Annotated in this window: 12 protein-coding genes; 4 read left to right on the forward strand and 8 right to left on the reverse strand. The window is 61.6% G+C overall.

Going from position 1 to position 12,143, the window contains the following annotated elements:
• Positions 1 to 5 precede the first annotated feature (5 nt).
• A complete protein-coding gene (locus tag HG262_RS00850; RefSeq protein WP_169269222.1) occupies positions 6 to 1,151 on the forward strand; it encodes an alpha-hydroxy acid oxidase in 1,146 nt (381 codons plus the stop codon).
• Between the two features lie 66 nt (positions 1,152 to 1,217).
• Here the strand turns inward: HG262_RS00850 and HG262_RS00855 are convergent, their stop codons facing one another.
• Complete coding sequence (locus tag HG262_RS00855) at positions 1,218 to 2,150, reverse strand: 2-hydroxyacid dehydrogenase (protein ID WP_169269223.1); 933 nt, start codon at positions 2,148 to 2,150, stop codon at positions 1,218 to 1,220.
• Between the two features lie 109 nt (positions 2,151 to 2,259).
• On the reverse strand, positions 2,260 to 3,159 hold the full coding sequence (locus tag HG262_RS00860; RefSeq protein WP_169269224.1) for a LysR family transcriptional regulator: 900 nt from the start codon (positions 3,157 to 3,159) through the stop codon (positions 2,260 to 2,262).
• 111 nt (positions 3,160 to 3,270) lie between these two features.
• On the opposite strand from HG262_RS00860, the gene HG262_RS00865 reads away from it, so the two are divergent.
• The gene (locus HG262_RS00865; RefSeq protein ID WP_169269225.1) at positions 3,271 to 4,299 is read left to right on the forward strand and encodes an NADP-dependent oxidoreductase; all 1,029 of its coding nucleotides are present in this window, start codon (positions 3,271 to 3,273) and stop codon (positions 4,297 to 4,299) included.
• A gap of 14 nt (positions 4,300 to 4,313) precedes the next feature.
• On the opposite strand, the gene HG262_RS00870 is transcribed toward HG262_RS00865, so the two are convergent.
• A complete protein-coding gene (locus HG262_RS00870; protein WP_169269226.1) occupies positions 4,314 to 4,736 on the reverse strand; it encodes a hypothetical protein in 423 nt (140 codons plus the stop codon).
• A 62-nt stretch (positions 4,737 to 4,798) separates the two neighbouring features.
• Entirely contained in the window at positions 4,799 to 5,659 is an 861-nt protein-coding gene (locus tag HG262_RS00875) for a hypothetical protein (protein ID WP_169269227.1), read from the reverse strand.
• 225 nt (positions 5,660 to 5,884) lie between these two features.
• Here HG262_RS00875 and HG262_RS00880 point away from each other — a divergent pair, with 225 nt between their 5' ends.
• Complete coding sequence (locus HG262_RS00880) at positions 5,885 to 7,798, forward strand: radical SAM protein (protein ID WP_211186905.1); 1,914 nt, start codon at positions 5,885 to 5,887, stop codon at positions 7,796 to 7,798.
• A gap of 75 nt (positions 7,799 to 7,873) precedes the next feature.
• Here HG262_RS00880 and HG262_RS00885 read toward each other — a convergent pair whose 3' ends face one another.
• Positions 7,874 to 8,740, reverse strand: a complete 867-nt coding sequence (locus HG262_RS00885; RefSeq protein ID WP_169269228.1) for a hypothetical protein — start codon at positions 8,738 to 8,740, stop codon at positions 7,874 to 7,876.
• A gap of 231 nt (positions 8,741 to 8,971) precedes the next feature.
• Here HG262_RS00885 and HG262_RS00890 point away from each other — a divergent pair, with 231 nt between their 5' ends.
• Positions 8,972 to 9,355: a hypothetical protein gene (locus tag HG262_RS00890; RefSeq protein WP_169269229.1), complete on the forward strand. Its 384-nt coding sequence runs from the start codon at positions 8,972 to 8,974 to the stop codon at positions 9,353 to 9,355.
• Between the two features lie 33 nt (positions 9,356 to 9,388).
• Here HG262_RS00890 and HG262_RS00895 read toward each other — a convergent pair whose 3' ends face one another.
• The 3 genes from HG262_RS00895 to HG262_RS00905 form a co-directional block, all read right to left on the reverse strand.
• On the reverse strand, positions 9,389 to 10,189 hold the full coding sequence (locus HG262_RS00895; RefSeq protein WP_169269230.1) for a DUF899 domain-containing protein: 801 nt from the start codon (positions 10,187 to 10,189) through the stop codon (positions 9,389 to 9,391).
• 93 nt (positions 10,190 to 10,282) lie between these two features.
• On the reverse strand, positions 10,283 to 11,119 hold the full coding sequence (locus HG262_RS00900) for a hypothetical protein (protein WP_169269231.1): 837 nt from the start codon (positions 11,117 to 11,119) through the stop codon (positions 10,283 to 10,285).
• 270 nt (positions 11,120 to 11,389) lie between these two features.
• Entirely contained in the window at positions 11,390 to 12,046 is a 657-nt protein-coding gene (locus HG262_RS00905; RefSeq protein ID WP_169269232.1) for a hypothetical protein, read from the reverse strand.
• Between the last annotated feature and the right edge of the window lie 97 nt (positions 12,047 to 12,143).

The following is a 12,143-nucleotide window of genomic DNA, read 5'->3' on the forward strand; positions in this document are numbered from 1 at the left end:
TTCCGATGCGTCTGAACCAGTGCCAGAACTTCCACGACTTTCGCCGCATGGCGCGCCAGCGATTGCCCGGCCCGATCTTCAACTATATCGACGGCGCCGCCGACGATGAAACCACCTACCGGCGCAACACCGAGGCGTTCGAAGCCTGCGACCTGGTGCCGGATGTGCTGCGCGGCGTGGCTCAGGTCGACATGTCCGTGACGGTAATGGGTCAGAAGCTGGCGATGCCCGTCTATTGTTCGCCGACGGCCCTGCAGCGCCTGTTCCATCACGACGGCGAACGGGCCGTTGCGGCGGCAGCCGGCAAGTTCGGCACGATGTTCGGCGTGTCGTCGCTGGGCACGGTCAGCCTGGAGGAAGCCCGCAAGATCAGCGGCGGCCCCCAGGTCTACCAGTTCTACTTCCACAAAGACCGCGGCCTGAACCGCGACATGATGGTGCGCGCCAAAGCGGCCGGCGTCCAGGTCATGATGCTGACCGTGGATAGCATCACGGGCGGCAACCGTGAACGCGACAAGCGCACGGGCTTTGCCATTCCGTTCCGGCTTAACCTGGCCGGCATCGCCCAATTCGCCGCCAAGCCGGCCTGGGCGCTGAACTATGTCACCCACGAACGCTTCCGGCTGCCGCAGTTGGACGGCCACGTCTACATGGGCGGCGGCGCCATGTCGATCAGCCGCTATTTCACCGACATGCTGGACCCCGCCATGTCATGGGACGACGTCGCCGATATGGTGCGGCAATGGGGCGGCCAGTTCTGCCTGAAAGGCATCATGTCGGTGGAAGACGCCAAGCGGGCCGTCGACATCGGCTGCACCGGCATCGTGCTGTCGAACCACGGCGGGCGGCAACTGGACGGCTCGCGCAGCGCTTTCGACCAACTGGCCGAAATCGTCGACGCGGTGGGTGATCGGATCGACGTGATGATGGACGGCGGCGTGCAGCGCGGCACGCATGTGCTCAAGGCGCTGGCGCTGGGCGCCAAGGCGGTGGGGCTGGGCCGCTACTACCTGTTCCCGTTGGGGGCCGCCGGTCAACCCGGCGTGGAGCGGGCGCTGGATTTGATGCGGATAGAAATCGAGCGCGCCATGAAGCTGATGGGGTGCAAGACCGTCGCTGAACTTCAGCGGCGGCATTTACGGTTCCGTTGAACGGTTGCGTTGCCCGCCGCCGCCGCATGCGCGGCGGCGGGCTTGCCGCGACAAGAGGCAGTGAATCTATATGGGCGTGACGGCGCCGCGGCCAGAGAAATGGCCTTCGATGTTCTCCAGGAAGATCGTGAATTGCGCGTCGATGGATTCGGGCGACCAGCCCGCCAGGTGCGGCGTCAGAATCAGATTATCCAACCCGATCAGTTCGGTGGGCGGCTTGGGTTCGCTTTCGTAGACATCGATGCCTGCGCCCGCAATGACTCCTGTTGCCAAGGCTGATGCCAGCGCCGGCGTGTCCACAATGCTGCCGCGGCCCACGTTGACCAGGAAACCCTCGGCGCCCAATGCCTGCAATGCCGCCGCATTGATCACATGGTGGGTGGAGGCGCCGCCGGGCGCGGCGCAGACCAGCACATCGCTCCATTCGGCCAACGCCAGCAGGCTGTCGAAATATTGGTAAGGCGAACCGGCCTTGGGATTGCGGTTGTGGTAGCCGATCGGCATGCGGAACGCGCTGGCGCGCGTGGCCAGCTTTTCGCCGATGGCGCCCATGCCGTAGATGCCCAGCCGCTTGCCCGAGACATTCGGAGGCGGCGTGATTGCCGTGCGCCACACCCCGTCACGGCAAAGCTGGTCCAGCTTGCGGAAATTGCGCATGCAGGCAATCACCAGGCCCATCGCATGGTCGGCGACGCATTCGTCGTTGGCGCCGCGGCCATTGGTGACGACGATCCCGCGCGCCCGCGCGGCATCCACGTCCACGGTCTCGTGGCCGACCCCCATGCACGACACCAGTTCAAGCGCCGGCATCGCGGCGATTTCGGCGGCGGTCAGCCCGATGGTGCCGATGGTCAGCACGGCCTGAAAGCGCGACGCGTGCGCGGCGATGGCGGTTTGCCGTTCTTCAGGCGTGGGTGCATAGGTGACGTCGTAGCGCTGCTTCAGGCTTTCCAGGTTGGCGGCCACCACGGGGCATAGGACAAGCAGGGATGTCTTCATTTCCGGTCTGCAAAAAAGGCAAGGCCGGGCGGTGCCCGGCGGAAGGTTCGGCAAGGGAAAAAACTATATGCCTTTTCGCAAGGCCTGTCCGCCTGACTGTCCGTCGGCCTCAGGTCGCGAGCAGCTCCGTATGACGCGATTGCCTGGACGCCGTCCAGCCCTGCAGGCTGTCGCGCAGCAGCGACACGGCGGCCCGTCCGCTTTCGCTCAGCCGCGTCGACGCATACATGCCGAACTGCGCGCTCAGAGGTGATGGGCCGTCAGGTCCCAGCGAGATCACGCGCATGGTGTCGGGCCGCAAGCATTCGGTCGTCAGGACGGCCACGCCCAACCCGTTTTCCACGGCCGCGATGGTGGCGCCCACGTTATGGCTGGTCAGCGATACACGGAAGTCGCGCCCCGCCGCGGTCAACGCGTCGAACACCAGCCGGCGCCATGAGCAGGGCTCGGCGTACACGATCAGGTCCAGCGGCTGGTCGGGGCGCGGCATGTCGTCAATGCCGCACACCCAGTGCAGATCCACCGACCAGGTCTCGACGGGCTCATCCACAAACGCCGCGCAGACGCCTATCGCCACATCCAGCGTGCCTTCCTGCCAGCGCGCGGCCAGCCGTTCGCCGTCGTCGACCACCACTTCCAGATGCAGTTGCGGGCACGAACGCTTCAACCGGCCCAGGGCGGCAGGCAGCGCCGCCACGGCAACGTCTTCCGACAGCCCGATACGCACGCTACCGGCGACGGCGCGCTCGCGCAGCCGGGCCGACGCCGCTTCGCCCAGCGCCAGGATGCGGTTGGCGTAGCTCAGCAGCAGTTCGCCTTCGGTCGTGGGCGACATGCCGCGGCCGGTGCGATGCAGCAGCCGCTTGCCCACCATTTCTTCCAGCCGCCGGATCTGCGTGCTTAGCGCCGACTGCGCACGCCCCGCCTGGTCGGCGGCGCGGCTCAGGCTGCCGTAGCGGCAAACGGCCACAAAGGTGCGCAGCAGGGCAGGGTCGAAATCACCTGACATTATCAATCCATTAAGTCTGCATTATCAGAGTTCAGTCTACCTTTATCTCTTGCGGATGCCTAGGATCGAGCTGTCGCTATCCGGCTGACCCCATCCACGGAGATTTTCCCCATGTCTAAACCCCAAAACCTGCGCGTCGTCCTGGCTGCCCGACCCGTCGGCCGCCCCAAACCTAGCGATTTCCGCTTTGAACATGCGCCCATTCCGCAACCCGGCGACGGCCAGGTCTTGCTGGAGACCCAGTATCTATCCCTGGATCCCTACATGCGCTGGCGCATCAGTGCAGCCAAGTCCTACGCGCCGCCCATCGAAATTGGGGACGTGATCGTGGGCGGCACGGTCGCGCGGGTGAAAACGTCGCGTCATCCTGATTGGCGTGAAGGCGATATCGTTCTGGCGGAATCCGGCTGGCAACAGTACGCGCTGTCCGACGGCAGCGGCCTGCGCCGGCTGGACCCGGCCATCGCGCCGCCCTCCACGGCGCTCGGCGTCCTGGGCATGCCGGGCCTGACGGCGTACGTCGGCCTGCGCAACATCGGCCAACCCAAACCCGGCGAAACCGTCGTCGTTGCCGCCGCCAGCGGGGCGGTCGGTTCGGTCGTGGGCCAGATCGCCCGCATCCAGGGCGCGCGCGTCGTCGGCATTGCCGGCGGCCCGGAAAAATGCGCCTTTGTGAAAAATGAACTGGGCTTTGACGCCGTCGTCGACCACCAAGCACCTGATTTTGCAGAGCAATTGGCCAAGGCCTGCCCGGACGGCATCGACGTCTACTTCGAGAACGTCAGTGGCCATGTGTGGGACGCGGTGATGCCGCTGCTGAACAATTTCGCCCGCGTGCCGGTGTGCGGGCTGATCGCTAACTACAACGACGGCCCGTCCACGCTAAGCGGCCCGGACCGCCTGCCTGGCACGATGCGCGAGATCCTGGCCAAGAGCGTCACGCTGCGCGGTTTCATCGTGTATGAGTTCGCGGACGCGCAGCAGGACGACTTCCTGCGCCAGGCGGGGCAGTGGATCAAAGAAGGTAAGCTGCGCTGGCGGGAGGACGTGGTCGAGGGGCTGGAGCAAGCGCCCCAGGCGTTCATCGGCCTGCTGGAAGGGAAGAACTTCGGGAAACTGGTGGTGAGGGTGGGGCAGTAACGGCTTCCGGCTATTTACGCTTCAGTCCGCCACGGCTTGCGGCGTCGCGCCTTCGGTTTAGGCACTACGCCCAAGCGCGGGTCGCGCGCCAGCGCCAGATCCACAAGCTGCGCCGCGATGGTCTCAAACGATTCGTCGGTCTGGGGCAGATACAGCCACTTTCCTAGCTCCGGATGCGGGTTCAGGTTGGGAATATCCGCCATCAGCGCCGCTTGGCGTTCATGCGACGTGCACACCATGACGCCGTTCCAGGGCTCGTCCCGGTCGGCCACCACCAGGTACAGCATGTCGTCCAGGTACGCGGCGTCGCAGCCGAACATCTTGCGGCGGACGTAGTTGGCATCCTGCTCCAGGGGATCAAGGATCCACAGCAGCGAGTTCTGGCGAACGGCGCGCTGCTTTCTGGGCGGGGCAAAAGGATCGGGTGCGTTGCGCATTGAGGATTACGTTGATAGCACGGAGCTTGCTGCCAAAGTGCAATTAGACGGCGAGGTCGGCATCAATTGTCGGTGGTATGCATCTCGATCAAGGTCCGTAATGTGGAGGCTGAATAGCCGCTCACACGTATCGAGATCCCCTCGGTGGGTTCTAGCGTGACGTTTCCAGTCACCGGATCAAATAGGATTATGGCTCTTTCTGTAGATGCAATATGTCGACCCTCTGCAACCAATGAGCCATTTTTCCACAGAGACAGGCAGGGAGTGATCTTGAGAACATTGCCTTGAGTGCGCTCGTCGATCTGGCTTTTCTGCATAGTCATTCGTTCGTTTCGGCCGCTGATCGGTGAGCAGTACTCGGCAGACACAATCCAAGTTTTGAGATTTTCCTTCGCGCCGACATATCCGATAAGAGGCAAGAGCGCAAAAATAAGAATGACAATCTTCAATAACGGAATTAGCAGCCACGGGGTGGCCCCCCCCACTGCGAACGGAATGAAGCTCAGTGCTTGTTTGCGAAGCCACCCACAGCCCGATTGAATGAGTTTTTTGCCAGGGATCCTTGATAACGCCGATAAGGCTCTCTTGCTGGTTCTTTTAATAGGCTCTCGGACAGTGGGTGTGCGAGCTCCTATAAATAGCACCGTCAAGGCAAGACCAAGGCCTGCTGTGGCGTAAGCAGCCAGTCTAAAATGTGCAGTCTCGTGCAATTTATCGATGATCTCCATCCAGCCGGAAATTGCATGGTTGGAAAGATGAAGAAGGTCCAGGGGCGTGTCATACGTCAGCTCCGTCGGTATTCCAAAGATCGTCTCAATCGCGGTGGCGGCGCCATACCCCAACAGCGACAGCGCGACAGCGGCTAAAACGACCGTCGTGGATAGGCCGACGACGAACCCACTTAATGAAAACCTTCTTGGCACATCCGACTCCTATCGTCTTTTGCTATATCGTTTCCCTTATCTACGGCCACTATGGCTGGAAATGAAGGGACGACTGTGATGGTGCCCGTTCCTCGATGGATCCAAAGGAACTCGACTGCTAACGGGTCACATCGGCTACTCGCGGCCTGCATCAGACGTCTTTGAGCCCGCACTGCCTATAATTCCCCTAATCCCCGCTTTTTGACGGCAGCCCTGCCGTGCCTCATGTCCACCTCGCCTGTACGCGTGCTGTCGGTCATCCCGCCGATGACGCAGCTGAACACCCCATACCCGTCCACCGCCTACCTGACGGGCTTCTTGCGCTCGCGCGATGTCACAGCCTTCCAGGAAGACCTGGCGTTGGCGCTGGTGCTGCGCCTGTTGTCCCCCGACGGCCTGCGCGCCGTGGCGGAGCGCATCGAGGCGATGCCGATCGCCAAGCACACGCCGCCCATCCAGGCGTTCGTGGCCATGCAATCGCGTTACCTGTCCACCATCGGCCCCACCATCGCCTTCCTGCAAGGCCGTGACTCCACGCTGGCGCACCGCATCGTCGGCCGCCATTTCCTGCCCGAAGGCCCGCGATTCAGTTCGCTGGACGTCTACCTGGACGAAGAGGGCGGCGACCCCCTGGGTTGGGCATTCGGCGCGCTGGGCCTGCACGACCGCGCCAAGCACCTGGCCACCCTGTACCTGAACGACCTGGCCGACGTGCTGCGCGACGCCATCGACCCGCGTTTCGAATTCGTGCGCTACGCCGAATCGCTGGCGGGCAGCCAGCCCACCTTCGACCCGCTAGCCGACGCCCTGGCGTCCCCGCCGACGCTGGTCGACGACACGCTGCGCGAACTGACCATTGACGCCCTGGCCCGCCACACGCCCACGATGGTGCTGCTGTCGGTGCCGTTCCCCGGCGCCGTCTACGCCGCCTTTCGCATCGCCCAGACCATCAAGGCGCAGGACCCCAGCATCATCACCGTGCTGGGCGGCGGCTTCGTCAACACCGAACTGCGCGAACTGAAAGACCCGCGCGTCTTCGACTACTTCGACTTCGTCTGTCTGGACGCCGGCGAACGCCCCTTGCTGGCCCTGTTGGAACATGTGCAAGGCAAACGCTCGCGCCAGCGCCTGGTCCGCACCTTCCTGCGCGACAAGGACTCGGGCGCCGTCCAGTACGTGAACCTGGTCGAACCGGATGTGGCGTTTGCCGAAGTGGGCACACCCACCTGGGACGGCCTGCCGCTGGACCGCTACCTGTCGCTGCTGGACATGCTGAACCCCATGAACCGCCTGTGGAGCGACGGCCGCTGGAACAAGCTGACCGTGGCGCACGGCTGCTACTGGAAGAAATGCAGTTTCTGCGACGTCAGCCTGGACTACATCGGCCGCTACGAAGGCGCATCGGCCTCCGTGCTGGCCGACCGCATCGAAGCCATCGTCCGCGAAACCGGCCAAACCGGTTTCCACTTCGTCGACGAAGCCGCACCACCCAAATCGCTGAAAGCGCTGGCCACTGAACTGATCGACCGCAACGCCGGAATTTCCTGGTGGGGCAACATCCGATTCGAAAAGACCTTCAGCCCGGAATTGTGCGAGCTGCTGGCCGACAGCGGCTGCATCGCGGTGTCCGGCGGCTTGGAAGTCGCCTCAGACCGGCTGCTGAACCTGATGAAGAAAGGCGTATCGGTGGACCAAGTGGCCCGCGTCACGCGCGCCTTCACCGACGCCGGCATCCTGGTGCACGCGTATTTGATGTACGGCTTTCCCACGCAAACGGTGCAAGACACCGTGGACGCGTTGGAATACGTGCGGCAGCTATTTGAAAACGGTTGTATTCAAAGCGGGTTCTTCCACCGCTTCGCCTGTACGGTGCATTCCCCGGTGGGGAAGAACCCCGAGGAATACGGGGTGACGCTCAAACCGCTGCCCGATGTGACGTTCGCCAAGAACGATATCGGTTTTCATGACCCGACGGGTGTGGATCATGATGCCTTGGGTCGTGCGCTGAAGAAGGCGATTTATAACTACATGCACGGCATCGGGCTGGAAGAAGACGTGCGGACGTGGTTCCCGTTCAAGGTGCCGAAGACGACGGTGTCGCGGAACAAGATTGCCAGGGCGTTGAGTCAGCAGGGGTAGGGCGTGCGTGCCGGGCGGCTTGGCGCCGCCCGGGCAGTCATAAAGACTGGCGCAAAAAGCAGAAAAAAGACGAGATCAATACGGGGTCATCGTATGAACCTGGCTTTTTGCCATGCGCTGCACGCCGTACGCAGTGGCACCGCCGAAAACGGTGGAGTCCATGACGCCGCGAACTCGGACCGTCACGTATTCGTCCGTTTCTTCCACCACCTGGGATTCGCGGAAGACGAGCTCTTCAGGCATCGTGTACATACCCAGACCGCCCATTTTGCTTCCGATCAGATTCAGGCTGCCGAAATTGACGCGCTTGCCTGTCGCAGGCAGTTCGCCTTTCAGATCCCGCTTGACCAAGTCGGCAAGCGCGACGGCGCCATTATTTAGCTCTTTTTTATATTGGGCAATCTGCGCTTCGGACAGTTTTGCAAGCTCTGCGTCTGCGTAGACCGTCGGAAGATGGAACGTGTATCGCCCGACCCATTGGGTTTGCGCGTTGTCGACGTGGAAGACCAAAGCCAGCCTGAACTTTTCGTCGCTGCCATGCTGGACGAACACGAATGTCTTGAGATTGAAGGCTGCGGCGGTGTCAGACGATTTGATGCCTGCCGCTTCCAGCGCGCTGGTCGCCATTGGCAGCGGATCGATCTGGATGATCGAGTCCTTGTACCGTTGGGCCATTTCGCTCGAGAGGCGCGAAATGTTCATGCTGCCCAGAATCGGCCCCAGGAAAATGCTGCCGCCGCCAGTCTGCATGAAGATGTAGTGCGTGCCTTCAACGATGCCCGCCTGCAAGGGCATGTGCTTTTTGTCGGGCAGGTTGGGCGAGACGGAAACTTCCGCCGGCGTTCCCGGCGGCATAACGGGCGGGGTGGTTGTCTTGAGTGCGGGAGCGCAACCGCTCGCCAAAACTGCCAATGTCAAAACCAAAGGGTGAAACAGCCGCATGTCGCCGATCCGTCAGTAGGTTATCGAGGGTTTTCAGGAGCGCTATTTAACCTGAATCGGAGACGTTTTGATACATGAAAGCGACTCCACGTTTCGGCCCGTGCGTTCGACCTTGGAATGGGTCGTCTTGCGCACCGCGAGAAACTCCCTTTCGCCTAGAAACGCAGCGCCGAGTATTATGGCGATCGACGTGTTCGCGGGCCGACTGCCCGGCAGTCACGAGGTAGCTCGATGCAAAATAGACTCACCCTGCTGGCGCTGTCGACCGCGCTTTTGGCCGGATGCGGCCCTAACAAGATCATTGTGGATTTGCCTTCGCCCCAAGGCCAGTACCACGTTGAGGTCCGCAAATGCCCTCAACCTGGCTCCCTGACACGGACCGAGCAAACCCAGGTCTCGGTCTTGAAGTCCGGTACGTCAGAAAACTGCCAGTCCGCCGTGAATGCGCTGGCGCAATTCAATTCTTATTCACCGGACGACCAACTGCAGTTGGAATGGATTTCGGACGCGGAACTTAGAGCCTGGCATCCCGGCTTTGATCCCAAGTTCGGGCCTGCGTCGGCTTCATACAAGGCGGATAATCCGGTCAAGATCATTTTTGCACCGGAAAAATAGCCTGGGCGTCGTGCGTTCGGCAGAGGCCGGCGGCTACGTCGACGGCTTCGCCCCGTCGCAATGGTTCCTGAACGCCTTCTCGCCCGCATCAGAGATTTCTACCCACTTCTGATCCGGCGGGGCGTCCGCGACATAGCTGTCGTGCCAGTTCCACCATTTATAGGTCTGCGTCTGCGGATACCCCGGGGGTGAATCCTCCCAGACCTCTTGCCGGCCCAGCGGCGTGATGTCCAGATAGTTCCACGTCCCGCCCATCTGCTCGTCTCCCCGGTTATTCAGAAAGTACGTGCGGAACACGCGATTGCCGTCGCGGAAGAACACGTTCGTCCCATGCCATTCGTCTACCCCGAAGTCGGCGTCGAAACTGTCGGTCAGCGTGAACCACGGCATCGTCCAGCCCATGCTGGCCTTCAAACGGGCGATGTCGGCTTGCGGGGCGCGTGACACGAAGACCAGCGTCGTGTCGCGGGCGTTCAAGTGGGCCAGATGCGCGACCTGATCCGCCACCATCGAACAGCCCCGACACGCATGTTCCGGCCAGCCGTAGACACCGGGCTCGAAGAAAGCGCGGTAGACAATGAGCTGGCGGCGGTTGTCGAACAGGTCGGGCAGGGTGAGCTTGCCATTTGGGCCTTCGAAGACATATTCCTTGTCGACAGGCGTCCAAGGCATGCGACGACGTTCGGCCGCCAAGGCGTCACGGGCGCGGGTTTGGGCTTTTTCTTTCAGCAGCAATTGCTGGCGGGCGGATTCCCATTCGTCGGGGGTGACGATAGGGGGCGTCTGTAGAGCGGGCTGGCTGGATTGGCGGGTGGCTGGGGTAGGCGTGGTCATGATTGAAACCCTCCGAGGTGCGGTGATGTAAAGACAGTTTTGCACCATCGGAGGCACGCCGGGGAGTAACAAATGTGGCGCTATTTCAAGGCCTTAGGCTGACGGAGGGGGCGCCTGCTCGTTGTTCTGCGCGTCGAATTCGCTGCGGTTGAACAGATCGAAGTACAACGTGTCGGACCACTCCAGCCCCACCGGGTGCTCCGTTGCGCCTGTGTGCGTACTGTCGAATTCATTGTCCAAACGCAAGCCGAAAAAGGCATCCTGCGGGGGCATGCCGGTTTGCCGGGTCGCCAACATCAGTTGTTGCGCGGCCTGTTGGGCGTCGGCCGGAAGCGCATCCAGGGCAGCCCCTGCCTGTATGCATCGCATGATTTCCTGTTCCACGCACGCCTTCAATGGGGCCTCTTCAGATTCGGACATTGTGTCCAGTTCGACGGTCTCCAATAGCAGATACGTGTCGCGGTGGGCGTCTAGAAACGAGATCGTCTCGTCGAGACTCGAGAGCAGTTCGTCGTTCACCGGAGCAGGCGTCGTCGCCTTCGCCGTGTCTATTGATAAGTCTTGGGCTAGCGTAAATATCTGCATCAGCCGGCTGATCCAGGACGATGATTGCGGCGCGACGGCAGGTTGCGGCACATCTTTCGTGGGGTGCGCCGTAGCCCGCACGATCTCAGCGAAACGCTTGACTCGTTCGAAGCCGGCATCGAAGCGGCTGCTGATCGCGTAGAGCCGCGTCTTTTCCTCGGACTCGTCGCTATCGAATCCGTCGGCGACAAGCGATGCGCAAAGCTGCGGATCTCCCGACATGAGCAGGCGGTACATGAATGGCACGTCGTAAGGCCATTCGGATAGACCGGAAATCGTCTCCGGTCGGTCCGAGTAAGAACTGGGACGGTTGCTCAAGCTGTAGAGATAGGAACGATTGGCCATGGGGAGTGGGACCTAAGTTGTCTTCGAACGCATTCTCGGCGATATCCCAAATTGGCCAGGCACATAAAACAATGCAAATATGACAAATAACTGGCAAATGTAAATTCCGAGCTACGCAAACCGCCATCGTCCCGCCGACGCCCGGTACCCCGACCGGTGCATAGCGCATACCGGCCACCGCGGTAAGGGTGTCCGGAAAACCCGGGTTAGCTCAGACTACCGTTGTGGAGGGCGCTCTTGGAGCCTGCGCCCCAGTTGGGTGGCGCGTCGCTAACCGCCCATTTGCCAAACGAACGATACGTGGGTCGTTCGCTCCAACGGCAAAGAAATACCGGCGAATCGCGCTTCGATGCGATCGCGCTCCCGCGCATCGATGCGTTCCCCAAGTACCAATGGCAGCCGTCGGCAACGGGTGAGCGCATCGGCTACGCCAATCTGGAGCAGTTCAGCTGTCGCACGTGCTGCGGCAGCGATGCGGTCTGCTGGGCACGTCATCAATTGAAGGTCGTATTCAGCGTACAGGTCACGCGACAGTCCGGGCAATGGCTCCGGTTCGCTGCCTCCGCTATAGAACTCCCCGCGATCCAGAAAAGCGTCCTGCTCGGCATAGTGTTCAAGCGCGACGGCATAGTCTTCAAGCTGCGAAAGCGGTTGTTGCCGCTTCTGCACGCTCAGCACGTCAGCGAAGGTGGAGGCCTCGAGATAACTGACCAGCCCATGTTCGACGGCGAATGCGGGATGTTCCTCGCCATCGCTGTCGGATACGAGTTCCATTTCGTCTTCACTGGAAGACAAATAGACCTGCGCCTCAAGCAGTGGGACGCCGTCGGTCGTGTAGACCCAGGAGTAGCGGTCCCACACATCGCCGTCGTCGTGACAGGCGGCGATCGCTTCGATACTGTCGAGTAGGCTTAAAAGCTTGGCCATGAAAAGACTATCAGTCGAAAGAAACGAATGATGCCAGATCACGATTTCGCTAACCCGGGTCCGCAGTCTGACACCATTTTTTACGGAGTCACGCGGT

Source organism: Achromobacter sp. Bel, from assembly GCF_012928505.1.
Classification (GTDB): Bacteria; Pseudomonadota; Gammaproteobacteria; order Burkholderiales; family Burkholderiaceae_B; genus Achromobacter.

Coding starts and splice junctions, on each gene's coding strand:
- HG262_RS00850 (WP_169269222.1), top strand. CDS start 6: ATGCGTCTGAACCAGTGCCAGAACTTCCACGACTTTCGCCGCATGGCG.
- HG262_RS00855 (WP_169269223.1), bottom strand. CDS start 2,150: ATGAAGACATCCCTGCTTGTCCTATGCCCCGTGGTGGCCGCCAACCTG.
- HG262_RS00860 (WP_169269224.1), bottom strand. CDS start 3,159: ATGTCAGGTGATTTCGACCCTGCCCTGCTGCGCACCTTTGTGGCCGTT.
- HG262_RS00865 (WP_169269225.1), top strand. CDS start 3,271: ATGTCTAAACCCCAAAACCTGCGCGTCGTCCTGGCTGCCCGACCCGTC.
- HG262_RS00870 (WP_169269226.1), bottom strand. CDS start 4,736: ATGCGCAACGCACCCGATCCTTTTGCCCCGCCCAGAAAGCAGCGCGCC.
- HG262_RS00880 (WP_211186905.1), top strand. CDS start 5,885: ATGTCCACCTCGCCTGTACGCGTGCTGTCGGTCATCCCGCCGATGACG.
- HG262_RS00885 (WP_169269228.1), bottom strand. CDS start 8,740: ATGCGGCTGTTTCACCCTTTGGTTTTGACATTGGCAGTTTTGGCGAGC.
- HG262_RS00890 (WP_169269229.1), top strand. CDS start 8,972: ATGCAAAATAGACTCACCCTGCTGGCGCTGTCGACCGCGCTTTTGGCC.
- HG262_RS00895 (WP_169269230.1), bottom strand. CDS start 10,189: ATGACCACGCCTACCCCAGCCACCCGCCAATCCAGCCAGCCCGCTCTA.
- HG262_RS00900 (WP_169269231.1), bottom strand. CDS start 11,119: ATGGCCAATCGTTCCTATCTCTACAGCTTGAGCAACCGTCCCAGTTCT.
- HG262_RS00905 (WP_169269232.1), bottom strand. CDS start 12,046: ATGGCCAAGCTTTTAAGCCTACTCGACAGTATCGAAGCGATCGCCGCC.